The sequence below is a fragment of the Acidicapsa ligni genome, from assembly GCF_025685655.1.
In the GTDB taxonomy this organism is placed as follows: Bacteria; Acidobacteriota; Terriglobia; order Terriglobales; family Acidobacteriaceae; genus Acidicapsa; species Acidicapsa ligni.
Window position 1 is genome coordinate 1,470,819 of record NZ_JAGSYG010000001.1, and the last position, 26,953, is coordinate 1,497,771.

The 26,953-nt window shown below is 54.8% G+C and carries 25 protein-coding genes, 1 pseudogene and 5 riboswitches; of the genes and pseudogenes, 19 read left to right on the plus strand and 7 right to left on the minus strand.

Annotated features, from left to right (window positions below; genetic code table 11):
* Nucleotides 1-150: 150 nt before the first annotated feature.
* Nucleotides 151-627 carry a DUF3830 family protein gene (locus OHL19_RS06025; protein ID WP_263356710.1) on the plus strand — a complete coding sequence of 159 codons (477 nt, stop codon included), beginning with the start codon at nt 151-153 and terminating at the stop codon, nt 625-627.
* 35 nt (nt 628-662) lie between these two features.
* Here OHL19_RS06025 and OHL19_RS06030 read toward each other — a convergent pair whose 3' ends face one another.
* Nucleotides 663-2,372: a dynamin family protein gene (locus tag OHL19_RS06030; protein ID WP_263356711.1), complete on the minus strand. Its 1,710-nt coding sequence runs from the start codon at nt 2,370-2,372 to the stop codon at nt 663-665.
* Nucleotides 2,373-2,434: 62 nt separating this feature from the next.
* The gene (gene eno / locus OHL19_RS06035; RefSeq protein ID WP_263356712.1) at nt 2,435-3,766 is read right to left on the minus strand and encodes a phosphopyruvate hydratase; all 1,332 of its coding nucleotides are present in this window, start codon (nt 3,764-3,766) and stop codon (nt 2,435-2,437) included.
* A 182-nt stretch (nt 3,767-3,948) separates the two neighbouring features.
* A riboswitch (Fluoride riboswitch) is annotated at nt 3,949-4,026 on the minus strand.
* A 183-nt stretch (nt 4,027-4,209) separates the two neighbouring features.
* A riboswitch (Fluoride riboswitch) is annotated at nt 4,210-4,271 on the plus strand.
* A gap of 116 nt (nt 4,272-4,387) precedes the next feature.
* Here eno and OHL19_RS06040 point away from each other — a divergent pair.
* The 16 genes and pseudogenes from OHL19_RS06040 (at nt 4,388) to OHL19_RS23035 (ending at nt 19,963) form a co-directional block, all read left to right on the plus strand.
* Nucleotides 4,388-5,335 carry a respiratory chain complex I subunit 1 family protein gene (locus OHL19_RS06040; RefSeq protein WP_263356713.1) on the plus strand — a complete coding sequence of 316 codons (948 nt, stop codon included), beginning with the start codon at nt 4,388-4,390 and terminating at the stop codon, nt 5,333-5,335.
* A gap of 11 nt (nt 5,336-5,346) precedes the next feature.
* A complete protein-coding gene (locus tag OHL19_RS06045) occupies nt 5,347-6,027 on the plus strand; it encodes a hypothetical protein (RefSeq protein WP_263356714.1) in 681 nt (226 codons plus the stop codon).
* Between the two features lie 5 nt (nt 6,028-6,032).
* Entirely contained in the window at nt 6,033-7,496 is a 1,464-nt protein-coding gene (locus OHL19_RS06050; protein ID WP_263356715.1) for a proton-conducting transporter transmembrane domain-containing protein, read from the plus strand.
* Nucleotides 7,493-8,986, plus strand: coding sequence for a hydrogenase large subunit (locus OHL19_RS06055; RefSeq protein ID WP_263356716.1), 1,494 nt, complete (start codon nt 7,493-7,495; stop codon nt 8,984-8,986). Before OHL19_RS06050 ends, OHL19_RS06055 begins: the two co-directional genes overlap by 4 nt.
* Nucleotides 8,987-9,000: 14 nt before the next feature.
* Entirely contained in the window at nt 9,001-9,807 is an 807-nt protein-coding gene (gene nuoB, locus OHL19_RS06060) for an NADH-quinone oxidoreductase subunit NuoB (RefSeq protein ID WP_263356717.1), read from the plus strand.
* On the plus strand, nt 9,797-11,791 hold the full coding sequence (locus OHL19_RS06065) for a proton-conducting transporter transmembrane domain-containing protein (protein WP_263356718.1): 1,995 nt from the start codon (nt 9,797-9,799) through the stop codon (nt 11,789-11,791). Before nuoB ends, OHL19_RS06065 begins: the two co-directional genes overlap by 11 nt.
* Before the next feature lie 93 nt (nt 11,792-11,884).
* Nucleotides 11,885-13,564: a dihydroxy-acid dehydratase gene (ilvD, locus tag OHL19_RS06070; RefSeq protein ID WP_263356719.1), complete on the plus strand. Its 1,680-nt coding sequence runs from the start codon at nt 11,885-11,887 to the stop codon at nt 13,562-13,564.
* 72 nt (nt 13,565-13,636) lie between these two features.
* Nucleotides 13,637-14,086 carry a universal stress protein gene (locus OHL19_RS06075; protein WP_263356720.1) on the plus strand — a complete coding sequence of 150 codons (450 nt, stop codon included), beginning with the start codon at nt 13,637-13,639 and terminating at the stop codon, nt 14,084-14,086.
* A gap of 107 nt (nt 14,087-14,193) precedes the next feature.
* Complete coding sequence (locus OHL19_RS06080) at nt 14,194-14,823, plus strand: hypothetical protein (protein ID WP_263356721.1); 630 nt, start codon at nt 14,194-14,196, stop codon at nt 14,821-14,823.
* Between the two features lie 55 nt (nt 14,824-14,878).
* Entirely contained in the window at nt 14,879-15,466 is a 588-nt protein-coding gene (locus OHL19_RS06085; RefSeq protein WP_263356722.1) for a histidine phosphatase family protein, read from the plus strand.
* Between the two features lie 40 nt (nt 15,467-15,506).
* Nucleotides 15,507-15,576: riboswitch (Fluoride riboswitch) on the plus strand.
* Nucleotides 15,577-15,958: 382 nt separating this feature from the next.
* Nucleotides 15,959-16,057: pseudogene (locus OHL19_RS23030) on the plus strand (ABC transporter permease); the annotation flags it as partial.
* Between the two features lie 160 nt (nt 16,058-16,217).
* Nucleotides 16,218-16,289: riboswitch (Fluoride riboswitch) on the plus strand.
* 12 nt (nt 16,290-16,301) lie between these two features.
* Nucleotides 16,302-17,525 carry an MFS transporter gene (locus OHL19_RS06090; protein WP_263356723.1) on the plus strand — a complete coding sequence of 408 codons (1,224 nt, stop codon included), beginning with the start codon at nt 16,302-16,304 and terminating at the stop codon, nt 17,523-17,525.
* A 455-nt stretch (nt 17,526-17,980) separates the two neighbouring features.
* On the plus strand, nt 17,981-18,514 hold the full coding sequence (locus OHL19_RS06095; RefSeq protein ID WP_263356724.1) for an inorganic diphosphatase: 534 nt from the start codon (nt 17,981-17,983) through the stop codon (nt 18,512-18,514).
* A gap of 4 nt (nt 18,515-18,518) precedes the next feature.
* Complete coding sequence (locus OHL19_RS06100) at nt 18,519-18,797, plus strand: hypothetical protein (RefSeq protein WP_263356725.1); 279 nt, start codon at nt 18,519-18,521, stop codon at nt 18,795-18,797.
* Nucleotides 18,798-18,810: 13 nt separating this feature from the next.
* Nucleotides 18,811-19,521, plus strand: a complete 711-nt coding sequence (locus tag OHL19_RS06105) for a metallophosphoesterase family protein (RefSeq protein ID WP_263356726.1) — start codon at nt 18,811-18,813, stop codon at nt 19,519-19,521.
* 34 nt (nt 19,522-19,555) lie between these two features.
* Complete coding sequence (locus OHL19_RS23035; RefSeq protein WP_396126646.1) at nt 19,556-19,963, plus strand: HEAT repeat domain-containing protein; 408 nt, start codon at nt 19,556-19,558, stop codon at nt 19,961-19,963.
* 272 nt (nt 19,964-20,235) lie between these two features.
* On the opposite strand, the gene OHL19_RS06110 is transcribed toward OHL19_RS23035, so the two are convergent.
* The 5 genes from OHL19_RS06110 to OHL19_RS06130 all read right to left on the minus strand — a co-directional run bounded on the left by OHL19_RS06110 (nt 20,236) and on the right by OHL19_RS06130 (nt 24,781).
* A complete protein-coding gene (locus tag OHL19_RS06110) occupies nt 20,236-20,781 on the minus strand; it encodes a hypothetical protein (RefSeq protein WP_263356727.1) in 546 nt (181 codons plus the stop codon).
* Nucleotides 20,778-21,071 (minus strand): DUF211 domain-containing protein, encoded by a 294-nt coding sequence (locus OHL19_RS06115; RefSeq protein ID WP_263356728.1) that lies wholly within the window; start codon nt 21,069-21,071, stop codon nt 20,778-20,780. The genes OHL19_RS06110 and OHL19_RS06115 overlap by 4 nt, the downstream gene beginning before the upstream one ends.
* A 51-nt stretch (nt 21,072-21,122) precedes the next feature.
* The gene (locus OHL19_RS06120) at nt 21,123-22,715 is read right to left on the minus strand and encodes a MutS-related protein (RefSeq protein ID WP_263356729.1); all 1,593 of its coding nucleotides are present in this window, start codon (nt 22,713-22,715) and stop codon (nt 21,123-21,125) included.
* Nucleotides 22,712-24,247, minus strand: a complete 1,536-nt coding sequence (locus OHL19_RS06125) for a MutS-related protein (protein ID WP_263356730.1) — start codon at nt 24,245-24,247, stop codon at nt 22,712-22,714. Before OHL19_RS06125 ends, OHL19_RS06120 begins: the two co-directional genes overlap by 4 nt.
* A gap of 216 nt (nt 24,248-24,463) precedes the next feature.
* Nucleotides 24,464-24,526: riboswitch (Fluoride riboswitch) on the minus strand.
* A gap of 51 nt (nt 24,527-24,577) precedes the next feature.
* Nucleotides 24,578-24,781 carry a hypothetical protein gene (locus OHL19_RS06130; RefSeq protein ID WP_263356731.1) on the minus strand — a complete coding sequence of 68 codons (204 nt, stop codon included), beginning with the start codon at nt 24,779-24,781 and terminating at the stop codon, nt 24,578-24,580.
* Here OHL19_RS06130 and fumC point away from each other — a divergent pair.
* Nucleotides 24,780-26,225, plus strand: coding sequence for a class II fumarate hydratase (gene fumC, locus OHL19_RS06135; protein ID WP_263356732.1), 1,446 nt, complete (start codon nt 24,780-24,782; stop codon nt 26,223-26,225). The genes OHL19_RS06130 and fumC overlap by 2 nt on opposite strands.
* 80 nt (nt 26,226-26,305) lie before the next feature.
* Nucleotides 26,306-26,752: a universal stress protein gene (locus tag OHL19_RS06140; protein WP_263356733.1), complete on the plus strand. Its 447-nt coding sequence runs from the start codon at nt 26,306-26,308 to the stop codon at nt 26,750-26,752.
* Nucleotides 26,753-26,953: the final 201 nt, after the last annotated feature.

The window sequence follows — 26,953 nt, forward strand, 5'->3', positions numbered from 1 at the left end:
AAGAGGGTTCCTCGCTGGGGCAGTTTCTGGTCGAGCGACCGGATCGAAGATTGCGATGTCCAATCCGACGTGATAAACCTCCGCATGGCAATCAGATACTCGAAACTGCGTTTTGGGGTAGCGATTTGGCTGAATTTCTCGGAGGAGTGAATGCAAGGCCCGACCACCCACAAATCCATCGTCGTCACGGAAAGCGTCCAGACTGGCAACCCGAACCGCCTCTCGATCCAGATCGGCGGGCGTACCTTTGTCGCGAAATTCGAAGATCAGGACGCCCCCAAAACCTGTGAGTTGTTTCGCCGGATGCTTCCCTTGCATAGTTCGCTGGTGCATTGCCGCTGGAGTGGCGAATCCATGTGGGTGCCGTACGACCCGCCATCGATCCCTGTCGCCTACGAAAATCAAACCAGCTATCCGCATCCTGGCCAGATTCTCCTCTACGCTCAGGAGATGAGCGAGCCGGAGATTCTGATCCCATATGGGGCCTGCCGCTTTTCGAGTAAGGTTGGACAACTCGCCGGCAATCATTTCCTGACGGTGATCGAGGGAGCCGAACACTTACGAGAGGTGGGACGATCGATTCTTTGGAGCGGCGCTCAGGAGATCCGCTTCGAATTGATGGATTAGGCCGTCCTGTGAGCGTGGAGTGATGCCAAACCGATTCAAATGATGGTTTCGACGACCCATGGAGAGGTCACACTACGATGACCTGCGAGCAAAACCATTGCTAACATGGCCGCCTGACGCTCTTCCGCACTGGTCAAGTAGCGCCGCAGCCCCTCAAATTTGATTGCAAATCTCTGGAGGTCTTCGGCAGTTCGTTCCAATAGACTGGCCTGCGATTGCACCAGCCTGCGCGCAGGCACTTCATCACCCAAGGATTTAACCACCATAGACAGGTGATACAAGCAAGAAACTGGCAAATGCTTTTCGTCCGTCTCCTTCCACTGCCGGATCATCTTGACGATCTCTTCGACGGCGCCTGCCTCTGTAGCGGTTCGTTGTTCACACATCGGACATGAGGTCTTAGTCGGAAGTAGTTTTTGGATGGCCTGATGCATTGCCTCGGTGTCCGCCGACGTTTTGGCCGCGCGTTGAAGTTCCTTTGCGATTCGGTGCGTGATGGTTGGATACGCTTCGCAGACACCTTGCGGAGACGCTATGGTCTCGTACTGCCACGTGTGCAATTGGCAAAAGCCGCCTCTTTCGGCGTGATCGCGCTGCACCTCTGGATCAATGGTGAGGTCATATTGATAATGGCTCAGAAACTTAAAACCGGCCTTCAGGATGATGCCGCAGATAGTACAGCCAGTACTCTTATCCACCTGCAACAGCGGGAACTCAAGGATACTTTCCTCTCCCGGCTCAGGAGCAAATCCCCCCTCTTGGACGGCAGTTCCAAACATCGCATCTCGCAATGCTCGGAGTCGCTTGACCAATGTCTTCAGAACTTCTGTGCTCTCGGATCCAGTATCGGCGCCTATTCTTCGTACAAGCAGCGCTAAAGTCCGCTCGTACATATTTTTTAAGAATGACTGCGCTCGTTCCTCAGTCAAAAAACGATGGAGTTCCTCCTCGAGCCCCGGCAACCCGCTCTTGTCGAGCAGTTCCGCCTGTTTCGCCATCTTTGCATCCAGCGCCTGTCGTGCCGACACCGAGAACACCGGGGGCATCTCACGGAAGGAATAGCTCTTTAGTCGCTCTTGTACAAACTGAACGGCCTCCGCGCGCTCTTCGACGTTTACGGTGTCCTGCTTGTTGACCACGACGTAGATTTTCTTGTCGGTGTTCTTGATTCGTTGAAGGATGCGGTCTTCGTCATCTGTCAACGGGCTCTCGAAACTCGTCACGAGGACGAAGGCATCTGCCTCTGGCAGGAATCTCTCTGTTGTTAGCGTGTTCTCAACGATGGGGGATCCTAACCCAGGAGTATCCACGAAGAAGAAGCCTCGGCGCAGGATCTCAACAGGCAACTCGATCTCGGCATAGGCGAGATTCTTCTCATTTCCCGGATTGCCCTTCTGTGTCACGTACGCGGGCAACTCAGAGAGAGGAATCTCTCGGCGCATACCGCTGTTGTTGAAGTTAAGTACAGCCTGTTTTCGGGTCCCATATCGAACCGTCGTAATCACGGATGTCAAAGGAACGATCCCTGTCGGAAGATGTTCGCCCCCCAGGATGGCATTCATGAGGGTCGATTTTCCTCGGCTGAACCTGCCCACGACGAGCAGATTGAATTTATCTTCGGCCAATCGGGCTTGGAGAGAGACACATTCCGATCGAAGAGGCTCGTCCTTTGTATCGAGAGCCCGAGCACTTCTAAGAATATCGGCGAAGCCAAACTTCCATTGCTCGTATTGCTTCAGATCCATTGATACTCCCCATCTTTTGGCCCAAGCGTGTCATCGTCTCAAAGAAGGTAAAGCCGCCTCCTCTATTGCCGCGAGGCCGTTTCCAGTGTCTGCGGTTCTTTACCTTCTTTCCACCGTTTGTAGACGTGCCTTCCCGCATAGCTTGCCTGGTTGCCCAGCTCGTGTTCGATTTCAAGAAGCCGGTTGTACTTGGCAATACGTTCACCCCGGCTGGCGGAACCGGCCTTAATCTGGCCCACGCCCGTCGCTACGGCAAGATCAGCAATGCTCGTATCATCGGTCTCGCCGGAACGGTGGGAGATGACCGCGGTGTATCCATGTTCGCGAGCCATGGCGATGCAATCCAAGGTTTCAGTCACCGTGCCGATCTGATTCAATTTGATCAAGATAGAGTTTGCGATGCCAGACTCAATTCCACGAAGAAAGAGCTCTGGATTGGTTACAAAGTTATCGTCCCCGACGAGCTGAATCTTGTCGCCCAATTCATTGGTCAGCTGTTGCCAACCGCTTCGATCATCCTCAGCAAGGCCATCTTCGAGGGACCAGATTTGGGGGTACTGACTTAGCCAATGTTTCCAGAGCGCGATCATCTCCTCTGAGGTTTTTGTGCTGCAGTCAGACTTGCGAAAGACGTACCCCGTCTCTTCATAGAACTCGCTCGCAGCCGGATCGAGCATTAGCGCAATGTCCTCGCCCGGCTTATATCCAGCTTTGAGAATGGCCTCAAGAATTAGTTCAATCGGCTCTTCGTTAGACTTGAGTTCCGGAGCGAATCCGCCTTCGTCGCCCACAGCGGTGTTATAGCCCTTATTTTGCAGTACAGCTTTAAGAACGTGAAAGGTCTCAACGGCACTTCTTAAGCCATCTCGAAATGATGGTGCGCCGACTGGAGCGATCATGAACTCCTGAAAATCGACGCTATTGTCCGCATGTCTCCCACCATTCAGTACGTTTAGCATCGGGACTGGCAATAGGTGGCCATGCTCGGTCGCAAGATCCAGGTAGAGCGGGAGGCCACGGTACGCCGCTCCGGCGCGGGCAACGGCGAGGGAAACGCCCAGGATCGCGTTCGCTCCAAGCCGGGACTTATTGGGGGTGCCATCCAACGCCCGGAGTTCATCGTCAAGTTCGCGTTGATTGCCTGCATACATCCCCCGCACCTTAGCTGCGATCTCGCCTTCGACATTCGCGCAGGCAACCAGAACACCCTTCCCCCCGTAACGAGACTTGTCACCGTCGCGCAACTCTACGGCCTCACGCTTTCCGGTGGAAGCGCCAGACGGTACCTTGGCAGTCCCGGTCGTCCCACTCGATAGCGTTGCCGTTACAGACAGAGTTGGGTTGCCGCGTGAGTCCAGAATCTCGAGGGCTGACAGTTTGGTTATTTCCGACATTTCCATCACCTTTTCCAACCGGGCCATCTTCCGGTTTACAAGAAAGTCAGATTGGGAATTGCCCAATCTGCGCACATCCACGCCACCACATGCAGAGCGACCGGTCAAAGACGGAGGCCTGCAGGTTCCACGCTTTAGATTTTCTTGGGGATCGCGCCGTAGACATGACTCCGCGACAGGATCCCCTGCCAGGAGTCATCATCTGTTCCACCTATTGGCAAAACAGCGGTTATAAGGTGAACTCCTTCACCGCTACACACACCATAACCTAAAGGTCACGGTGAGGCTTGTCAACCAGACCGTCTGATGGAGCGCACCGGATCATGCGTTCTTTCGCGGAATATTTCGCATCTCAAGGAGCGCAAGGTCACGCAGGCCGGGATGATGCTAAGTCGTTTCTTCACTTGACAGAGCGATCCGAGGCTGCGAGATTTGAAAGACACAATTCGCTCGGTGATGAGGTCCACCTTTAACCGCCCCTTGGGCTGATGACTCCTACCCCCCTAGGAGTCGTACGATGAAAAAAGGTCTGGCCCTTCAACTCGATCGACCTCAGAGAACACACAGTCCTCCCTCGCTTGATGCTCTCGTCGGCCCTTATCTCCGGCCGGGGAGGTCCACGTGATCCTTCCCAATCTGATCCTCCAGATCGGACAGGTCCTCTGCGTTCTTCTGCTCGCCCCGCTCCTGCAAGGATTCATCCTGAAGGCCGAGGAACGGGTACAGCGGAGCTCTGGACCCAGCATTTTCCAACCCTACCGCGATCTGTGGAAGTTATTCCATAAACAGACCGTTGCGCCAGAGTCTGCGTCGTGGATTTATTTTGTCGCTCCGATCATTGCATTTACCGCAATGCTGATCGTCCCGATCTTGATTCCAGTGCTCACGGACCGCCCGCTGCCGCTATCCGATATGGGAGACATGCTCGGCGGCGGCATGGTTCTGACGCTCGGTTCGTTCATCGTGATCCTGGCCGGGTTGGACACGGGAAATGTTTACGGTGGAATTGGGTCCAGCCGAGCAGTGATGTTGACCATTCTTGCCGAGCCGACCCTGATTCTGGTCCTGGTCGGCATTAGCCTACTCGCCAAAGCGATGCTGCCGTTCGTCGTGAACCATCTGTTGCTGTCCAGCCCCTCTCTTTATTGGAATCCTGCGCATCTCTTTCTGATCCTCGCGTTCTTCGCACTGTTGCTGGTCGAAACGGACCGGCTGCCCATCCATTCGAGTACGCATCTCGAGATCTACATGATCGATGAGGCGCGGATTCTCGAATACTCGGGTCCCCTACTTGGTTTGCTCAAGTGGTCATCCATGATGAAGCAGTTCATCCTGTACACCATCTTCTGCAACGTTTTCCTGCTTCCGTGGGGTATGTCACAACTCGGGACGGCGCTCGGTGAACTCGGTTCCGTAATCGCCATATTGCTCAAATTCCTTTTGGTAGCTCTGACCGTCGTTGTGGTGGAGACCGTGCAGTCCCGTCTCCGCTTCTACCGTTATCAGGAACCCTTGGCCGCGGGATTCCTTTTCGCGGTACTAGCCATTGTTTCGAGCCAGATGCTGTAGAGGAAAATACGATGTTCCTGGCACACGTCAATCCGCTTCAGGCTTCGATCTTCAGCTCGCTGGCGATCTTAAGCCTCCTGCTGACCTTCGTCATGCTGGGATCCCACTGGCTGCGCAACTATGTCTACGCGTTCGCGGTGCAATCGTGGCTGATCGCCGCGCTCTCTGCATCGGTGGGCTACTTTGCGGGATATTCCGAACTGTATGTCATTGCGGGGCTGACGGCGCTATTTCGTGGGCTGATCCTGCCGTACCTCCTGATGCGCATTATCGGCAGACTGAATGTGAAACGCGAACTGCATGCGGTTCTGCAACCGAGTTCCAGCCTTGTGGTCGGTGCTTTTTTGGTCATGTTCGCGTTCGTCATCTCCAACCACATGAACCGGCAACCGCCCCCAGCAGCCCATGTGGTGATCCTGGCTCTCACGATCATGCTCTCGATGAAGTTCCTGGGCTTCCTCATGCTATCGGTCCGGGACGAAGCGGTCAGCCAGATCCTCGGCCTGCTAGTACTAGAAAATGGCATCTTTCTAGGTTCGCAGATCCTTGTTCCCGGGATGCCACTGTTGATCGAGATAGTGATCCTGTTTGACCTGCTCATCGTTGTGGCGTGCTTTGGGATGCTCGTTCGCTTCCTGGTGGTGCACGCCGGCACCACCAGCAGCCGTGAACTCAATCGGCTGGTAGGTTGATGCCCATGACACAACGCTTATTGATCGTCCTATTTGCCGCGCCGTTTGCAGCCATCGTTCTTTCGTTGGCGCTACGCCGGTCGCGGGTCGCGGAATACGCCACGGTCGCGGCGGCAATCGTGGACCTGCTTGTCAGTGGGCCTTTGCTCCTTCGAGCATTGCAAGGCGATGCTCTCTTTGCACATGGATACCTTCGGGTGGACACGCTCGCCGCCTGGGTAATCGTCTGCATCTCGATTGTGTATACGCTTTCGTCCATCTATGCCGTCGGCTACATGCGACTCCTCAATGAAGAGCCGCGCCTTCCAGTGTTCTACGCTTTGTTTTCGGGCTTTGCCGCTACGATGCTGGCTGCGTGTGTCATGAACAATGTCGGCGTCTTCTGGATCGCCATCGAGCTGACGACGCTCATCAGTACATTCCTGGTTGGATTCGAGCGCGAGGCCGAGAGTACCGAAGCCGCCTGGAAGTACATCGTCGTCGTCTCCGGCGGTATCAGTCTCGCTCTCCTTGGGACGGTTTTCTTCTACTGGGGCGGCACATTTGTGCTGGGTCCAACCTACGCAATGACGTGGGCCGCGCTCCACGGGTCGGCTCCTGCGGTGTATCCACCGCTGCTCCTTGTCTCGTTCTTACTCGTCCTTGTGGGATACGGCACGAAGGCTGGCCTGGCGCCGATGCACACCTGGTTGCCGGACGCTCACAGTGAGTCTCCCGCACCCGTCTCCGCGATGCTGTCGGGAGCCTTGCTGAACACATCGATGCTTGGTATTGCGCGTTTCCTCGGCATAGTGAATGGAACTTCCGTCGCGCAGTTCGCGCATTCCGCGGTCGTGGCGCTTGGAATCTTCTCGTTTGTGATTGCAACACTGTTCATCGTTCGGCAAACGGGAATCAAGCGTCTGATGGCCTATTCCAGCGTCGAACACATCGGCGTCATTGCGCTGGGCCTGGGTTTCGGAGGCATCCTCGGTGTAGCGGGGTCCCTCTACCACATGCTGAATCACTCGCTGAACAAGTCCTTGATGTTCTTCGGCTCCGGCAATGCTATGCGAGCATATGGCACCAAAGAAATCTCGGGCATTCGACGTGTGCTCAGGGTCTTTCCTGTAAGCGGGACGCTCTGGCTGCTGGGCGCAGTAGGAATCGCCGGTGCACCGCCATTCGCGCTGTTTCTCAGTGAATTCACCATCCTGCGAGCCGGAATCGGAGGGCGCTATCGATGGGCAGCGCTTATCTTTGTCCTGTTCCTGATCGTCGTCTTCATCGGGTTTCTTGCTCACTTCCGTGCGATGTACTTTGACGAGGCTCCAGAACAAGAGATACAGCCTTTACCTTGGACGATCTGGCGAACACTCCCCATGTGGCTGGCTTTTGTTCCGCTGGTGGTGCTCGGCCTTTGGTGGCCTCACGGTTTGTGGAGCATCTTTACCCAGATCTCGTCTGAGTTGACTGGAGGTGCGCGATGAAGGGCGCATCCGAACAGATTCTTCAGGCCTCGGAGATCACCGCCGCCTGCGAACGTCTAGTGGCAGAAGGGGCTCGGCTCCAGATGGCCTATGCCTGGTTTCCGGAAGCTGGTGGCCCGGCCGAGGTTGTCTACCTGGCGGATCAAGGTCGGCATAAGCCCTTCCCGTTGCTACGTTGCCGTCTCCCCGAGAATGCACCATCACTCCCATCGCTCGCAACGAAGATTCCCCTTCTGAGCTGGTATGAGCGGGAGATGACCGATCTTTGTGGTCTCACCTTTTCGGGACATCCAGACCCTCATCCGTTAGTGCTGCACGAAGGAGCTCATCCTTCCATGCCTCCCCTCGACCCACGCTACCCGAAAGATGAGCCGATGCCGTATTCCGAACAGCCTTGGGACTTGCCACCGATAGAGGGCAGCGATGTGCAGGTCCTGCCCTTCGGCCCGGTGCGAGCGGACGTCCTCGAATCGGCACAGATCGTCTTCTACTATGTGGGCGAAGCGATCCTGCACTGCCATCCACGTCTGTTCTTCAAGCATCGCGGCATGGAGAAGCGGTTCGAAGGCCTTGATCCTGCGTTCGGAGTCCTCATCGCCGAACGCATATCAGGCGTCGACAGTGTTGCCCACTCCTTGGCCTTCTGCCAGGCCGTTGAAATCGCGAGCCAGTGTGAGGTCCCGGAGCGAGCGCTCCATCTGCGAACCGTCCTGGCCGAACTGGAGCGGCTCTATAACCATCTGCACTATCTCGGATATTTGTGCCATACAACGACGCTCAAAGTCGGCGAGGCGGAGGGCAGGCTGCTCGAGGAGCGATGCAAGAAACTGAATGGCATCTTTACCGGGAGCAGATTTCTCAGGGGTCTGCTTAAGCCGGGCGGTCTGCGACGGGATCTCGATCTGCACGATCTGCCGCACGAGCTACGAATGCTTGAACCGGAGATAGCGGGGTATATCGAGAAACTTGAAAAGACAAATAGTCATCTGGATCGGTTGATCACGACCGGCCATCTACCCGAGAACGTCGCTTTCGACCAGGGCGCTACGGGACCTATCAAGCGTGCTTCCGGCATCGAACGTGATCTGCGTCGTGATCACCCCTATGCCGCCTATGACCGATTTGAGATGGCGATTCCGATGCGCACAGAGGGAGACGCGCATGCTCGCGCGCAGGTTCGTATGGAGGAGATTAGGAACAGTATTACGCTCATCCTCAAAGCACTCGCGAGAATGCCACAAGGACCTGTGGCCACTCCCATCGAATATCCCGGAGGTGGAGAGGGACTCGGATGGTGCGAAGGCTCTCGAGGGTCGATTTATTATGCTGTGCATTTCGACAAGGATGGGAGATTGGGGCGTGTGAAAGTGAAGTCCGCCTCATTCTCAAACTGGCGCGTCTTTCCCTATACCGTGCACGACACCAACATGATGGATTACGCAATTAACGAAGCAAGCTTCGGCCTAACGATGGCCGGATGCGATCGCTAGAGACAGGAGGACACATGCCGGTCTGGACACTGTTCGGCTTGAAGCACGGGATCGCGACGAATTCCTGGCCCGATAACGGGGGCACGGACGAGCAGACGGGCGTCCTCGGGCTTCCGCGTCTTGAGCCCGATCGCTGTGAGGAGAACTGCAAAGCCTGCGTTGAGGTTTGCCTGCCCGGAGCGATAGGAATGAATTCATCTGAGGACGGCGACCGTCTGACGATCGATTATGGGAAATGCATCGCGTGCCAACTCTGCACGGAATCCTGCCCCAACGAAGTGTTGACCAAATCCAATGATTGGGCTTTTGGCGTAGGAAATCGGAAGGACTTGATCTGGGCAGAGACCTTGGCTTCTGAACCGGCACAGGAGCTTTCGGAGAACATCAAGAAATACTTTGGACGCAGTCTTCACATTCGTCATGTTGATGCCGGCTCCTGCAACGGTTGCGAGTCCGAACTCCAGGCACTCAACAACCCGTATTACAACCTCCATCGGTTAGGAATCTTCTTTACGCCCTCCCCGCGCTTCGCCGATCTGCTGCTGGTCACCGGATCCGTCACGTACGCGATGCATGAGCCATTGCTTGCAACCTATCACGCCATGCCGGAACCTCGGTGGGTGATGGCAACGGGTACATGCGCCGTCTCCGGAGGCGTTACCGGGGGTGGCTACAGCGGTGGAAACGGTCTGGACGGCGTCCTTCCGGTCGATCTGTATGTGCCCGGATGTCCTCCAAATCCATCGGCCATGATTCAGGCAATTCTCCTGCTGCTCAATCGCTCCAAACAACATGTATACGGAGGCCACTATGCAAAATGACCTCCTGTTGGCGATGGCCGTGCTCTGGGCCGTTTCGTTTCTGGCTGCTTTGCTGGATCCGAGTGCGAAGCTGGCGCGCATCGGAATCGTGCTTGGTTGCCTCTGTGGGATCGCGTCTTGCCTCACCGGCGGGACACACCCGACACCTGCCTCTTCCTTTGGATTTCGGGTAAGCGACACGTTGGTGCAGTTCCAGCTTGACGCCGGCGGCCACTGGCTTCTCCTGTTCGGCCTATTGCCCGCGCTCTTCGCCGCTGGCTTGAATACGACAGCACCTTCGAAGCCTGAAAGACGTTACTGGCTCGCAGGCCTCGCGATGACGCTTCTCGGCGCACTCGGAGTCTTCGGCCTTCAGGATTCCATGTCGTTCCTGATCGCTTGGGAGGTGATGAGCATTGGAGGAGCCGTCATGATTCTGGGCGAAGGTGTGTCGGCAAAGACCGGCACTCCGATGCTCTTCATGCTGTCCCTCCTCGAAGTGGGCGCGGTAGCCATCATGCTCGTGCTTCTGCTTCTGGGGAACCGCACCGGCTCCTGCGCCTTCGCGCTGTTCGCGGCGCCTGGAACCCTGGCGACTCCTGCCACTCTGGTCGCCGGATTGTTGCTGCTGTTTGGCTTCGGCGCAAAACTCGGCGTTCTGCCGTTCTACGAGTGGTTTCCGGCCGCATATGGGTCCGGGAGTGGAGCCACCGGCGTTATCTTTTCCGGCATTGTGCTGAATGCAGCCTTCTACTCGCTCTCCCGCGGGATACTCCAATGGCTTCCGCATACCGGGGTTTGGGTGATGAGTGTGGCGCTTGTCATGATCATCGCGGGGGTGCTGACAGCGATTCTGGCGATCTTCAACGCTTTTCAGGAGGAGGACTGGCGGCGAATGCTGAGTCTCTCCTCTGCCGAGAACGCAGGTGTCGCAGTGGCGATTCTCGGAACTTCTCTGCTCTTCGTTGCCAGTGGGCTGCCGGGTCCAGCTGCACTGGCGTGGATTGTCTGTCTGCTGCACCTCGCAGCGCATAGCCTGGCAAAGAGCACGCTCTTCCTGACTGCTGATGGAGTGTACGAAGCCAACCAAAGTTATGTCATCCGTCAGACTGGTCTGCTACGGAATACCTCGGCGATCTTCGGAGTGGGCGCGCTTTTGGCGACCATGAGCCTCGCCGCGATGCCCCCTCAGTCAGGATTTGTCAGCGAATGGTATATCTTTCAGACGCTGTTCCAGGGGATGCAGGTTCGGATCGTTGCCGCAAGACTCACGATCGCTCTTGCCGCTGCCGGTTTGGCGCTGGTTGTGGCCGTGGCTTTGGCGACCTTCGCCAAGCTCTTTGGCATAGGCCTGCTCGGTGACGGAAACACTGAGCCCTCTCGCCTTTCGGTAGCTCGTTGTGGAAGTGTCTTCTTTCTTGGTCTGTGCGTTCTCGGCTTAGCTGTAGGGATGCCATGGTGGCTCCCAGCGCTCGGACAAGGGAGCCTGAGTTTATTTGGGGTGGATGCGTCAGCTCCCATGAGGGACGGATGGCTGCTTGTGCCCCTGAGCGGAAAGTTCGCCTTCATCTCGCCCACAAAACTGATCATTGCCGGACCGCTCTTGGCCCTGATTCCGATTGTCCTATTGCTGCTGGGCAGAAAGAGATTTCCGATTCGCCGCGCGCCTGTCTGGTCCGGTGGCCGTAGAGAGGATTCTCAGCGCATTGCAACCACGTCGTTAGCTTTCTCAAATGCTCTGCGAACATTCTACGGATTCATCTATGGTCCGACCCACAACCTCGAGCGGGAGTACGACCACGGACCATATTTTGTGACGCGCCTGATCTTCAATCAGGAGGTCGCGCCCATATTCGGTCCATATCTGTTTGCCCCCCTCACCCGTTTCGTCCAGGCACTCGCGCGCAAAGTTAGCATTCTTCAATCTGGCTACCTCAACTTTTACAACGCGCTCATTGGGATGTTGCTGGTACTCATCCTCGGATTAGCACTGTTTTACAAATGAGAAGATCATTACTTGGTTCCTGTCGCGCTCATGTCGCTTAGTTAGCCACTTCACCTGGTCACACGGTCATACAGAAAGGGTCAATCGATTTTCATGAAGAAATTGCTCAATCAGTACAGCTCCGAGATAACGCAACCCAAAGCTCAGGGCGCGTCGCAGGCCATGCTTTATGCAACCGGACTCACCGAGCAGGACATGTTAAAGCCACAGGTCGGAATCGCGAGCATGTGGTTTGAGGGCAACCCCTGCAACATGCATCTCCTGAAGCTCGCAGAGAAAGTCAAAGAGGGTGTTGAAGCCGCCGGCCTGGTCGGCTTGCGGTTCAATACGATCGGTGTCAGCGATGGTATCTCGATGGGAACCGAAGGGATGAGCTACTCGCTACAATCTCGCGATCTCATTGCCGACTCGATAGAGACTGTGATGGCTGCGCAATGGTATGACGCGAACGTTTCCATTCCAGGCTGCGATAAGAATATGCCCGGTTGCATCATCGCCATGGGCAGGCTCAATCGACCCAGTCTGATGGTGTATGGCGGAACGATTCGTGCCGGTCATCACCAACAACAGAAGTTGGATATCGTCTCTGCCTTCCAGAGTTATGGGCAATTCATCTCACATGCGATTGATGACAATGAGCGGCAAGCGATTGTCCGTCATGCCTGTCCGGGAGCCGGTGCCTGCGGTGGAATGTATACAGCGAACACGATGGCATCGGCGATAGAAGCACTGGGGATGAGCCTTCCATACAGCTCCTCTACCCCAGCAGAGGACCCAGCGAAGGCGCAGGAATGTGTTCGCGCCGGAGCCGCGATTCGAAATCTCCTCGAACTCGACTTGAAACCGCGCGACATCATGACGAGTGAAGCATTCGAGAACGCTATGGTGATCGTCTCCGTTTTAGGAGGATCAACGAACGCCGTGCTTCATCTGATCGCGATGGCCAGGTCAGTGAATGTGCCCCTTTCCTTGGATGACTTTCAAAGGGTCAGCAGTAAGACGCCGTTGCTCGCGGACTTCAAACCAAGTGGAAGCTATGTGATGGAAGACCTCCATTCTGTCGGAGGGGTGCCCGCAGTCTGCAAGATGCTTCTCGAAGAAGGCCTGCTTCATGGCGATTGCCTCACGGTAACGGGACAAACCATGGCAGAAAACCTCAAGGATCTGCCTGGCCTTAAAGCTGGACAGGAAATCGTCCGACCTGTGTCAAATCCGCTCAAGGCCACCAGTCACCTCCAGATACTCAAAGGCAATCTGGCGCCGGAAGGGGCCGTCGCTAAGATCACTGGAAAAGAAGGGTTGCGATTCTCCGGACCAGCAAATGTATTCGATTCCGAAGAGGAGATGCTCAGAGCTCTCGAAGTTGGCACCATTCAAAAAGGTGAAGTAATCGTCATTCGCTATGAAGGGCCGAAAGGCGGCCCCGGCATGCCTGAGATGCTAACGCCAACCTCAGCAGTCGTGGGTGCAGGTCTTGGCAAGGATGTTGCTCTCATCACGGATGGCCGATTCTCGGGAGGTTCGCACGGATTCATCGTGGGACACGTCACGCCAGAAGCACAGGAAGGCGGTCCACTCGCATTGGTTGAGAGAGGTGACATGATCACTATCGATGCATCCACGAATGAGATTTCTTTCAATGTCACGGAAGAGGCGCTTGCAGTCCGAAGAGGTCAATGGACGATGCCCGCTTATAAGGCGACACGAGGAACGCTCGCCAAGTACATCCGCGCCGTAAAAAGCGCGAGTCTCGGTTGCGTCACCGACGAATAGCATCATCGTTCTGCCAGTGTGATAGCTAAGTAGTTTCGCGATTCATAACCAGACGGGATGAAGGGCAGGCAGATGATCGATACAGCATTCAAGACGATCTTGATCGGTGACAATGGCAGCACAGAAGCTGAGCGCGCAATGAAGGTAGCAGTTTCATTGGCCGGAAGTCTCAAATCGAAACTGATCGTTCTTGGCGTACTCACACCACCGAGCGCGGAATCGCAGGCGGAAGGCTATGGATTAGATAGTGCCGAAAAGGCAAGGACGATGTTGCGGGAGAAGTTCTCTCGCCTGGAGGAAATGGGCCGACGGGACGGGATCTCCATTGCGACAGAGATCGTCGAAGGAGACCCGGAGGAGATGATTGAACGCCGAGCGGAAGCGGACGACGTCGACTTGATCGTTGTCGGCCACCGGGATGTCACTCGAATGAGGCGGTGGTTGGAAGGGTCCACATCAGAAACCTTGGTGAAAAAATCAAAGACTTCCGTTCTCGTAGTTCGGGATGGTGACACGGATTAGAGAATTGTTTCTCACTTAGGTAGATCGCTGCTCAACCATGCTGGAAACACTGTTAGCCATGAATGGCTGCTTATGATGGGGATTTATTGTCAAACACTGAAAAGCATTTGGAACCACGCTGGCCGGCAATGCTCGGTCTGCTTGCGGTTGGTGGCCTTCGGCTTGCTCTTCCCGAAGCTCTCTCCATCGGCCCGAGTTGGCTGCTACTCTTGCTCGTTGCGATCCTCATCGTTCCCACAGTCTGGGCAAGAAAGCTAGGAAATGACAGGCTAAATCAGTTTCTAGGATATGTCCTTGCGGCTACCGTAACAGTAGATATGATCTGGTCGCTATGTCTTCTGGTGGCCGCTTTGCCTGCGCACAAGGAATCCCCGCTGGATCTTCTCCGTTCAGCAGCAGCCCTTTGGGTCACAAACATCCTTGTCTTTGCGTCCTGGTACTGGAGGCTGGACGCAGGTGGCCCGCGTGCCCGAGAATTACGCGTTGTTCATACTGACGGAGCGTTTCTGTTTCCTCAGATGACCCTCAACCCGAAATCAAAGAAAGAGATGGGAGAAGATTGCTGGAGTCCGGGTTTCATCGACTATCTCTTTCTAGCATTCAACATCAGTACCGCGTTCTCACCAACTGATACTCCTGTTCTAACCAGGTGGGCCAAGATTCTGATGATTGTGCAGTCTCTCATCTCTTTGACAACCTTAGCCCTACTTGCAGCTCGGGCGGTTAATATACTTTGACCGCACAAGCCAATTCTCACCCCGACCTAACATCAGTGCGCGATCGAGGAGAGTTATGCCCAGCCTTGCGTCTAATGAATCTACAGAGATTTGGTTAATCCGGCACGGCGAGACCGCCTGGAGCAGAAGCGGTCGACATACAAGCCGGACGGACATTCCTCTCACGCCGGCGGGTGAAGCAAGTGCTCATGCACTTCGCGAGCGTCTGAAAGGCATCCAGTTCGGAGGCGTTCTCACTAGCCCCTCACTTCGCGCGTTGGATACATGTCGCTTGGCGGGCTTCGCCTGGCAGGCCAGGATAGAACCCAATTTGAGCGAGTGGAACTACGGAATTTATGAGGGCAAGAGGACAGCAGAGATTCAAAGCGAGACTCCAGGATGGTCCGTGTGGACCGCGCCGATCCCGGACGGAGAATCGCTTGATCAGGTCGCGGCGAGGGCCAATCAGGTGATCGAGACGGCAACCGGCATCGGAGGACGGGTCGCTCTCTTCGCGCATGCTCACATTCTGCGGATTCTTGCCACATGTTGGATCGGAAATGTGCCTTCGCTCGCGCAGAATCTCATACTTTCCACGGGATCCATCAGTGTCTTGGGATACGAACGCAGTACCAGAGCCATAACACGCTGGAACTGTGTTTGATCGGGGGCTTCCATTGACGGTGGAAGCCCATTACCATAGATGCATCGACGGCGATGGATTCCGCCGCTAACCGCCTTCCGAAACGGATGGCTGATGACTCCTACCAATCTGGTAGGGTTCTGTCTCTCCTACCCAGCGCTAATCGAATACGTCACCACCGCCGTTCGTGGTGGAACGTTCCGTGCGTCTTCCAACGACGCGCAGAAACAGGGAGAGCCCTTGCGATCCAAAGCTGTCTTTGAGGCACATAACGTTATTCCTGGGCGCTTCGCCCTGTGCGCCATTGGGGCAAAAGCTGTCCGAGTTCTTCATCCGAAGAAAGAAAGAATGGGCAGGACGATCGATCGAGTTCTCAGAATTATCGGGGAAGGTACTCCGATCTCTGCAGACTCGGATGCCAACTCGTCACCCTCCCACGCCCCGAGCGATCTCGATTCTTTATATCGACCTCATTAGGTAGCCTGCGGCTTAGAATTCGCAACCCTTCACTACTCGGACCTCATCGAGGGTGTGCTTAAACCGTTTGTCTTTGGTTCCATCATCAGTACATGCGGCTGCCACTACGGAGTTGCCACGCAAGGAGGAACGCAGGGGCGGTCGAAGTACGACCCGCGTAGTAGTGACAGCATCGATATTTATTGTCGTGACCAGCTTCCTCATCAGTCGGCTCATGATCGGAATCTTCGGACGCTGATTAATTTGCTCACGGGAAGCTTGCAAAACGGGATGCCAGATGCGACCCTGATAAGGACATTTTTACGGCGAAGGGGTTCGCCGAAAACCGCTTCCTCGCGTGAGGAACGCTGATGACTCCTGGCATCCTGCTGGGAGACTCATGTCCGAATCCATTCAGGTTTCAGCTCCATCAAAGCTCCGCTGGCTTACGCGCAATGTCTTTGCGATAGGTATGCTGAGCCTCTTCTCCGACACAGGTCACGAGCTGACGACAGCGATTCTTCCGCTCTTCCTGCAGAGCTTTGGCGGCGGCGCCATCGCTCTGGGAACCATCGAAGGGGTTTCGGACGCGTCCTCCAGCCTTCTGAAGATGTGGATGTCCCATTACTCCGACCGCGTGGGCAAACGTAAGCCCATTCTCATCTTTGGCTATCTGGTAACAGCCCTGATGGGGTGCTTCGCGTTTGTGACACGTTGGTGGCAACTTGTCGCGATACGCGCGATAGCATGGATTGGACGAGGAGCACGCGGACCCGTTCGGGATGCTTTGCTCGCAGAAAGCGTCCCTGCCGAGGCGCACGGGCGGGCGTTCGGCTTCGAAACGGCAATGGATACCGTCGGAGCGATCCTTGGTCCGGCGATTGCCCTTTCTCTCATCGGCATCATCAGCCTCAGACACATTTTCCTGATCAGCTTTATCCCAGGATCCATCACCGTCTTGATCGCCATCTTCCTGGTCAAGGACATCGCCCGCGCTCCGCAGCCTCATCTCGAGATATGGGGATCGCTTCGCGCACTTCCGAAGTCATTCTGGCGCTACGTCTCCGCGGTTGGAATATTCGGTTTGGGCAATTTCGCTCACACCTTGCTCGTCCTCCGTGCTGTGGTGCTGCTCACTCCGAGGTACGGCGCGGTCACGGCGGGGAGAATGGGAGTTGCTCTGTACATCCTTCATAACGTCATCTACGCAGCCATCTCTTACCCGATCGGAGTTCTTGGAGATAGAACGAATAAGAAACGAATCCTGGCGACTGGATATGCGCTGTTCGGCCTGATGTGTGTCCTATTCATGTACAACACCACCAACCTTGTCGTCCTCGCCATCGTCTTCATCCTCGCCGGGATTTATATCGGCATCGTTGACTCGATGGAGCGGGCGCTGGCTGCCGATCTTCTTCCGCTCAGTCAGCGAGGGACCGGGTACGGCGCTCTCGCCACCGTCAATTCCTTCGGTGACCTTCTGTCCAGCATCCTGGTGGGCTTACTTTGGAACCGCGTCTCCTACACGGCAGGCCTAAGCTATGCGGCGGTCCTAACTTTGTGTGGCTCAATTTTTCTTTTTGTTTGGAAACCACAACGTTTCGATGGCTTCACAGGTTCTTGAATTCAATTCATCACGGAGGCGATTCCAATGCAGCAATCTGGCAAGACATCCTGGTGGAAGGTTCTAGTGGTAACACTAACCTTCAGTGCGCCATACGCAATCGGAATCTATCTCACGCTAAGAGACGCCATCCCTCTACTCGCGGCAAAGTGAACCGTCTAGGTAAGAGGCTGCTCGACATCGCGCCCCTCTACGAGCGGCGTGGAAGTGCGTGCCTCGGTTCAGGCACGTTTCGTCAATTCTTTCGAGACATTGTTCAGTGCACCATTCCGCCAACTGCGAACTCAGAGCTTCAGTGAAGGTTGCAGTCGCCGCGGAAATATGGTCTGCTTGTTATGGCGATGGAATCCGCCCTCGGCTTGTCCGGGACGCCTCCGAAATGGAAGGCTAATGACTCCTACCTGTGCGTAGGAGTGTCCTTTTCTGCTCCTGCCCACCTCAGCAGAAAGGACAATATGCCGGATTATCTTCGTTTAGAAATTGGCGACGAGTCTCCAAAGATCGTCACCGTTGTCATTGAAATTCCCCGCGACAGCACAAACAAGTACGAATACGACAAGAAGCGTCATGTCTTCAAGCTGGACAGGACTCTCTTCTCGCCGGTCCACTACCCCGCAGATTATGGTTTTATTCCGCAGACGCTCGCGGAGGATGGAGATCCGCTGGATATTCTCGTACTCGGAGAGCATCCTACGTTTCCGGGCTGCGTGTACGACGCTCTGCCAATTGGCCTCTTCCGCATGATCGACCAGGGCGTACCCGATGAAAAGATTCTGGCGTACGCGACCGGTAATCCCCGATTCCACGGAACGAAGGAATATTCCGAGGTGCAGCCCCACATCCTTAAGGAAATGGAACATTTCTTCTCCATTTACAAGGTGCTCGAAGGCAAGCAGACCAGCGTTCAGGGATGGAGTGATGCCGCAGAAGCTCAACGCATGATCGTGACCTGCCATAACCGCTTTGTGGACGCTCATAAAGGAGAGTAGGCACATGAATCCCCAGACGTTGAACAATGGATCCCATCGTGAAAGAGCGCGGGAATTGGATCCAGAAGCTCCGAAAACCATGACGGATGAAAAGATCGCCCGGAATATCAAGTCGATCATCTTCGCCGTCTTGGCGGTGCTTGGCTTAGGAGTTCTGATCGCCATCTGGATACTTCACCATCGTGGGCAGAAGATTGTTCCTCACGTCGCTCAAAAACAAGCAACTCATTTACGGCGCATCGAGCCTGCAAACCCGGGGCAGAGGCTAAGGAACCTGGCCTAGCTCGGAGGATCACATGAGAATTGCAATTATTTCCGATGTCCATGCAAATTTCCCCGCTCTTCGTGCCTTCTCGGAGACCTGGGATGAACTATGGGTGATTGGGGACCTTGTGAACTATGGACCAAACCCAAACGAAGTGATCGATTGGGTACAGACGCACGCTCACTGTGTGGTGCGGGGCAATCACGACCATGCGATCGGCTTCTCGACCGACCCGCGATGCTCCGCTCCCTATCGTGCAATGGCCTCCGAGACAGGAGCCTTCACGAACAAGGTTCTCTCCGAACAATCGAAACGCTATCTCGAGAGACTCCCTTTAACCGTGGAGAGGCGGCTGCGCGAGCATACGTTCTACTTGGTCCATGCCACGCCATCTGATCCGCTGTTCGGATACCTCGACAAAGATGCCCCGCAATGGGATGACGAGGTGAGAGCCACCGGAGCCAATATCGTGGTCACGGGCCACACGCATGTCCCGTTCATTCGAACCGTCGACAATCAGACACTCATCAATCCCGGCAGCATCGGGCAGCCGAAGACTGGAACACCCGATGCCTGTTACGCGATTTGGGAGGACGGGAGTCTGGAACTCCGGCGGTATGCTTACCCAGTTGCGGATACCGAGTCTGAGATCCGCGCTATGCCAATCTCGGAGTCGGTAAAAGCGGATCTCATTCAGTCTCTACGGACCGGGGGCGTCAGTGCTAAACAGGTGAGTGGATGATATATCGACCTCATAGATCGGACGAGGTGGCATCGTGATTGTTTTCTGCACAGAGTGCTGGCATGAGACTGATTCATCGCACCGAACTTGTCCGCGGTGCGGAGCTAACCTGGCAATCAATCCGCATTCTTACGAAGAGAAGCTGACCTCGGCATTGGACCATCCCCTTGCGGAGGCACGAGTGCGTGCCTGCTGGCTTATCGGTCTCAACAATGTTCAGGCAGCCGCCACGAAATTAATGTCTGTGGTAGAAAGCGACACGGACCTATTTGTTCGCCGGGCCGCGGTGCAGGCCCTCGGTAAGATCCACGCTCGGGTCGCAGTGCCCCTACTCCAGTCGCTAATCGGGTTGGAAGATCATTGGATGGAAGCAGAGGCACGAAAGAGCATTCATCATATTGAGCACGATTCCGCCACGGTAGAGCGATCGTCCGAACCGTAGTGCCTTCCTTTTCGCGGACGGGGGCGGCGTCAGAATCAGTCTTCGAAGCTAACATCCTGTTCCGTTTTGTCGAGGCCGCCTTTCCAGATCGTGATTGCCTGTACGAATCTGAGCTGAAGTTTTCCGTAGTTGCGTAGCAGAATATGACCGGAACCATGGTCCTCGTATCGGTCATAAATGTGCTTACCGTCTCGGAGAATAATCCTCAGCGGCGTACCACGCCTGAAATGGGTGTGCGGTGTTTTCAAGTTGTTTGACCTCACTGGCAACTTCTAAGCGATATGAAGCCATACACCGATGATCGAAAGTGCGATCCCCGCTGCAACGAGTGCGACGATCCAGACTACAGCCCTCCCCCTTACGATGTGCGCCAATGTCAGACCCAACAATCCCAACGCGACAATTGAGGGGATAACCGCCAGAAGAGCAGGCCCCGGCATGAATGATCCGAGGCAGAGGGGGAAGAGCGCCCCAAGGAAGTTTGCCGTACTTGAAATCAAAGCAGAAGCAAAAGCCTCGGCTCGGACCTGCTTCCCAAGTTGGGAGGTGACAAACTGTCCGCGACTCGCGAGGTTGAGCTGACCCTCCGCATGAATCAACTCTCCACGCAAACGTGCGTACTCTGCCGTGAAAAAGACGAAGACGCCACATATGGCAGAGCCGAGTGCTATTCGGAACGAAAGCCCAATCGTCGGCTTTGTGCCAGCGACGAGATGCCCGGATGCGAGCGTCAGAGCTGTAAGAATTCCGTCGGTGAGTCCAATCACGATCGCGAATGTCTGCGACTTGCTAAATGCAGCAGAGAATACGCTTTTCATCGTGCGCGCGCGACCTTTTCGATCAGGAGATTGCCGGCCGCTAGTTCGTCGATACTATGAACGACCGCTCCAGCGCCTTCGATGGCACGCACGATGGCATCATAGTCGAGCATTTCGCCCTGGATGGTGACTTCCATTCCCACGGTTTCGAGATCGATTTCGGTCACGGTAATGTTGAGCGCTTCAACGCCGGGAACCTCATTGATCGATGCGGCAATCTCTGGGAGCTGCGGCCGAGCGAGGGCCTTGTCCACGTCGAGAACTAGACGGCGAATATTCAGTGCTGCCATTTTTAAGCTCCTGTACATCGCCGCACCGGCTAGCGTGCGGCCAATCCCGGCTCACTTGCGCATGCCGGCTTTCCGTGTCCGCTGTCCAACGTCGCCTCCAAGTAACGACTCATTACCCTGCAAAGGACCGTGGCAGAATATCCTCCAATACAGATCTTCTCCGTAACTTGTCGGCAGCGGCGCGCCCTCAATAAGACGAAAGGTCCGTGTGCTGTCCTCGAGTCTTTCCGCCCTTAGGAAGAGTGAGTTCACCATCTTCTCTTGATAAAAGCCACCGGCCAAATCGAACATATGGGTCACATAGAAGACCTTGACACCACTGTCAAGAAAGCTGCGCACGATCTGCCGCGCGATCTCCGATCCTTCTCTCTCGTTTGTAGAACCAAACGATTCGTTGAGCAGCATTAAGCTGTGCGGTGTGATGCTATCGACGATGACGCTCATCCTGTGAAGCTCCTCATCGAGCTTTCCGCTCTTTAGGGTGCTGTCCTCCTCGCGTTTGAAATGCGTATAGAGGCCATCACGTATATTGGCACTAAACCGTTGCGCAGCCACAAACATCCCACACTGCATCATCAACTGAGAAAGGCCGACACTGCGAAGGAACGTAGATTTCCCCCCTCGGTTGGCACCTGTAATCAGGATGAGTGATTTTTCGTCGGCGTCGACGTCGCTGCCTACAGCTCTGTCCTCGATACTCAAGCTCAGGCTGACATCATAAAGAGCGCGGGCTGAGAATACCTGTTCGTCTGAAGACGTCGGCTCCGGAAAGCAGAATGTCTCTTTCTTATTAATCAATCGGTCTCGAAGGTTTAGGCAACCTACGTAGAATCCTAGCTCCATGCGCAGCTTCGTGAAGAAACTCAGTATATGATCGGTCGATTGAGCAAGTGCAGTCGCGACATTGCTGATGCCTCGCCCTTTCAGCTCGGTTAGAGCACGCATGCCAGCTTCGTCGCGATCGGCAACCTGGTACACGAAGCTCTCCTGGGTGCCCTTTGAAGACAGCTGCTCCATCCACCGCTTTAGGAGCTCACGCCACCCACGTTTCTCATCCTGAGGTTTTAGAAGTACAAATTGGCTAAGTTTGTTTCCCTTTCCCAGTTCTGCGCTGAGCAAGACACCTCGCTTAAACGTGAGCCGCTGCAAGTAACTCTTCACTGTGTCCAGATATGCGTCGTTGAGTTCGCGCGTGATCATCTCGAAAAACCGCTTCAGGCCTTCTGAATGAAACTCTTCGTCGCTCTGGTCTGCGATGACTCGTAAGCGCTCGAGCGAGCCGATAAAGATCCGAAGGACATCAATGGATCGGCTTAAGGAGCTATCAGGGTATCGCCCAAATATGGCCCCCCATACCTTCTTTTCTTGCTCGATTGCTTCCACTGCTATCGCATAGATATCTCTAATGACTGCTGCGTGTTCCAGGCATTCTCTGAGAACCTGTTGCCGATAAAGGATGTCTTCTGTCTGTGAGAGGCTTGCAAACAAGGTTTTCTTAGCCACATCGAATAGAAAAGCATCGCCAGCGGCCATCGCGCCAAGCAGTCGATCAATCTCAAGATCTTTCATCAAGGTGGCGGAGTGCGGTGGCAGTGGGCAGTTCGAATCGAAATCCCTGTCTCGATACAACAGAAATACCTTCATCTCAGAACCCGCCTTTTCACCCCTTCGTAGCTGAGCTGGTATTTTTCCGCTAATGCCATTGCGTACGCCAGGCCATCAGCGGGCTTTCGGACAATCTTGAATGTTCTCTGAGCGGAATCGTCGGGCCGTACCGTACTGACCATGCTTACCGTGGTTGCTCCGAGGGAGGCCAATTCATCTAGGAAGGTCACCGACACGCATAGCATGTCGAGTTCAATGATTTGTTCCATAATCTTTTTGCCGAGAAAAAGCGCATCCGTCAATGTCGTCGAGGCGAAGCTCTCATTCATGATCAGCACGCTCTTAGACGTTGCGCGCTCGAGGATCTTGTGAATTCGGATTAGATCATCTTCCAGCTTGCCACTGAGGTTGTTGAGGTTCTCTTCTCGTTCAAAATGAGTAAACAGATTGTCGAACAGAAAAAGTTTTGCCTCTTTACCGGGAATCGGACAGCCGATACTTGCCAAATAATGAAGCTGCCCGAACGTTCGGGCAAAGGTCGTCTTCCCCCCTTGGTTCGGACCAGAAACAACCAGGATTCGTTCCGGGTTCTTTAGATAAAAATCATTGGTGATTACGCTGCTCTTCGTGCTGAGAGAATTGCTCGCGAGCGCGAGATCAAAGCCTTGTCTCCCACATATTTCTTTAGATTGATCGGTAACGGTGGGTAGACAGAAATGGAGTTCAAGCTTCCTGTACAGCTCCATATGCTCTACGTATGCGACATAAAACTGCACCTCTCGGTCAAAGGTCTTGATCGTCCGATCGACGAAATTGCGATGGCGGAACGAGTATTCCGCCAATGTGGTGAAGGTCTCTGGAAATAGAAAGGCCACACGATCCAGAATGGCGGCTTCGACGTGGTTTATCTCAACAGAAGAGGGGAAATCAAAGTGATAGTCCTTGGCTTCAGCCTGCTTGAACTTCTCAAACGTTCGCAAGACCTCCGCACCATAGTCAGGTTGTGATTCGTACCTGCCGACTGTGATACGAGCACCGGCAATATGTAGGCAATATCTGATCTTCGAGAGGGCAGTCTTGAGCTTCTCAGTCTCTGCTACAAGCGAGCCAAACTCGCGAGAGTCGGCATAGCTGCTTACATACTTGCAGAACTCGGACAAGCCTCGCGAGCGAGGACCAGCGATCTTCAGATCGCGCGTCAGGCTTTTCACCGCCGTGCAGTAAATCACCACGGCAGACAAGAACCAACTCTGCTTTTGGCATTTATAGAAAAGCTTCTCCGACTGAGCGAGAGCATCACGCATCGACCTCAGCCGTTGAGCAAAGGATTGAATGTGCACCAGCAGAGCCTGGTTTTCAAAATCACGCAATATGTCATGGCGGTAGTGAATCGACGAGATGGTCCCCAATGGGACATAGAAGAAGGGCTTCAAATTGTATTCATCCCGGCCAGCGGTAATGGAATCGACAATCTGCTCAAGGTGCAAATCACCGAAGAAGTCAGGCGGCCTTCGGGCATCAATATCAGCATCAATTTCCATCTCGTCGAATAGAATGCTTCGAAACGACATAACTACCCCCACTTCGTGGGAAGAGCACTTAACTTCCAGCGAAGGACATAAGTGTGATTACCGAATTTGAGCTGATGCCGCCCTACAGCGAGCAGATGTATGTGGCATTACAAGGTCAATAGGATCGCCAAAGAGGTGTGGACTCCTATGTGATCACCCTGTTCGGTTTCAGCGATTAAAGTGGGATGGGCATGGGGGAACTCCTTCCGAGGTCGTCATCTCGTAGGAGTCATCTTCCCCGAAGGGCGGTTAAAGGTGGACTCCAACACCCATGCTCATCCAAGTATCCAAGTCCAGGATCACTGTGTCAACGGCACATGTCTTGCGGAGCTACGATAAAGAGTACGTTTTAGCGGGAACACCATGATGAGTTTTCTGCAGGCTCAATCGCAGGTCGCCAAACGACAGCTCTCGATCATCGAGAGGTTCTGCCGAACGCACTTCGTGGATGGAGTGAGCAGAATGGTAGTCGGAGCAGTCTGCCACTGACCCTATCTCGGCATCGTTTGCGCAAAGCACCAAAGGAGTACTCATGTCAGACATCCCTGTCAGGAAAAGCCCGAGGGTATCAGGCGCCCCCTTCGACGAAGGCACATTTCGCATAGAGACCGATTCGCTCGGAGAAGTGAAAGTCCCGATAACTCGCCTTTGGGGCGCGCAGACGCAGCGATCCCTGGAGCACTTTTCCATCGGAAATGACCTCATGCCAATCGAGGTTTATCGCGCTTACGGTTACGTTAAGAAAGCCGCCGCGATAGTAAATCAGAGCCTCGGTTGTCTGCCGATCGCCAAAGCCCTACTGATAACACAAATCGCCGATGAGATTATCGCTGGTCGCCTGGATGAAGAATTTCCGCTCTATGTTTGGCAGACCGGATCAGGTACGCAGTCGAACATGAACGTAAATGAAGTCATTTCCAATCGCGCCAGTCAAATCACGAACGAAATGCTCGGCTCAAAGACCCCACTGCATCCCAACGACGACGTGAACATGTCGCAATCGTCCAATGACACGTTTCCCACGGCCATGCACATCGCCGCGGTGTTCGAGATCGAGGGCTATCTTCTCCCCCGCGTGGAGGCCCTTGTCTCAGTCATCGAAGCGAGATCCACAGAGTGGCAGTCAATCATCAAGATCGGACGAACTCACCTGCAGGATGCGGTCCCATTGTCGGTAGGACAGGAGTGGTCCGGGTACGCCGCACAGATGTGGGATGCAATTGCAGTCCTCAAATCCTCCCTCGGCGGTTTGTACCGACTCGCCGCCGGCGGTACAGCGGTCGGCACCGGGCTGAACGCCCCGGCTGGATTCGGGGAGGCAATTGCACAGGAGATTGCCTCGCTAACCGGATTTCCTTTTGTCACCGCACCCAACAAGTTTGCGGCACAGGCCTCCTCGGATGCGGTTGTCGCCGCACATGCTGGTCTACGGGGATTGGCAGTTTGTCTGATGAAAATAGCTAACGATATGCGCTGGCTTGCCTCAGGACCGCGCTGTGGATTGGGAGAGTTGATTCTGCCGGAAAACGAACCAGGATCGTCGATCATGCCGGGGAAGGTGAATCCAACGCAGTGTGAGGCGATCGTCATGGTCGCAATTCAGGTGATCGGGAACGACACGGCGGTGGCTTTTGCCGGATCCCAGGGCAACTTTGAACTCAACACGATGAGGCCCCTCATCATCAATAATTTTCTCCATTCGGCACGAATTCTCGCGGACGGATGTGAAAAGTTCCGGGTTCATTCCGTTGAGGGTACGCAGGTCAACTTAACCAGGGTGAATGAACACCTCAATAATTCGCTCATGTTGGTGACCGCCCTGAGCCCGGTCATTGGCTACGATAAGGCATCCCAGATTGCCCACAGAGCGATGAGTGAGGGGGTGACTCTGCGGCAGGCCGCAATTTCCAGCGGTTTGATCGAGGAGGCCACTTTCGATCAGGTTCTCGATCCCCGGAAGATGATCGGGGCTGAGTGATGCACCCTGATTCGGTCTGGCCCGGGGGTACCATTAGATCGCTTGCCAACACTCTCGTTCCAAGATGCTGAGGCCACAAGATGGATCAAGCAGTTGCCACTGAGACTTTCCGGAAGATCCTTATTGCAGATGATGGTACGCCATGGGGCGCACGGGCAACAGAATTGGGCTTGGGTCTTGCAGCGAAGCTTGAGGCAAGCGTTGTCATGTTGGGCATCGTCGAGCCACCCAACATACAGGCGGCAGGAGAGGGATTGCCGGTCGAAGATCCCTCAAACCGGCGACGACGGATTGAGAAACGGCTCTACGAGTGCATCCGTTCAGGAGGGTTACTCGGGCTTGAAATGACGACCGAAATGGTCGAAGGCTGGGCTGAGAAGCAGATCCGCCTGCGCGCTCGCGAGAATCACGTAGACCTGATCGTGATTGGAGGGCCACCTCGTAACTGGATCCAGAGATGGTTTACGAGTTCCGTCGCAGAAACCCTGGCACGCCGTACAGGATGTTCCGTGTTGTCCGCCCAGTAGTTCCAAGCTGGAACGAGGTGTCCTTTGCGGTCCTCTCTTTTTTGAACCGAACATCGGTATTTGATTCGATTCCCCGGAAGCGACGGCGAAACGCGACAGATAATTTGCTACAATCGAGACTACAAGGCAGTGACAGTGCCGCGAGAGTCAGCTCCTGTGTGTCAAATTCAGAAACCCCTTACTGGACGTTTACTGGATGTT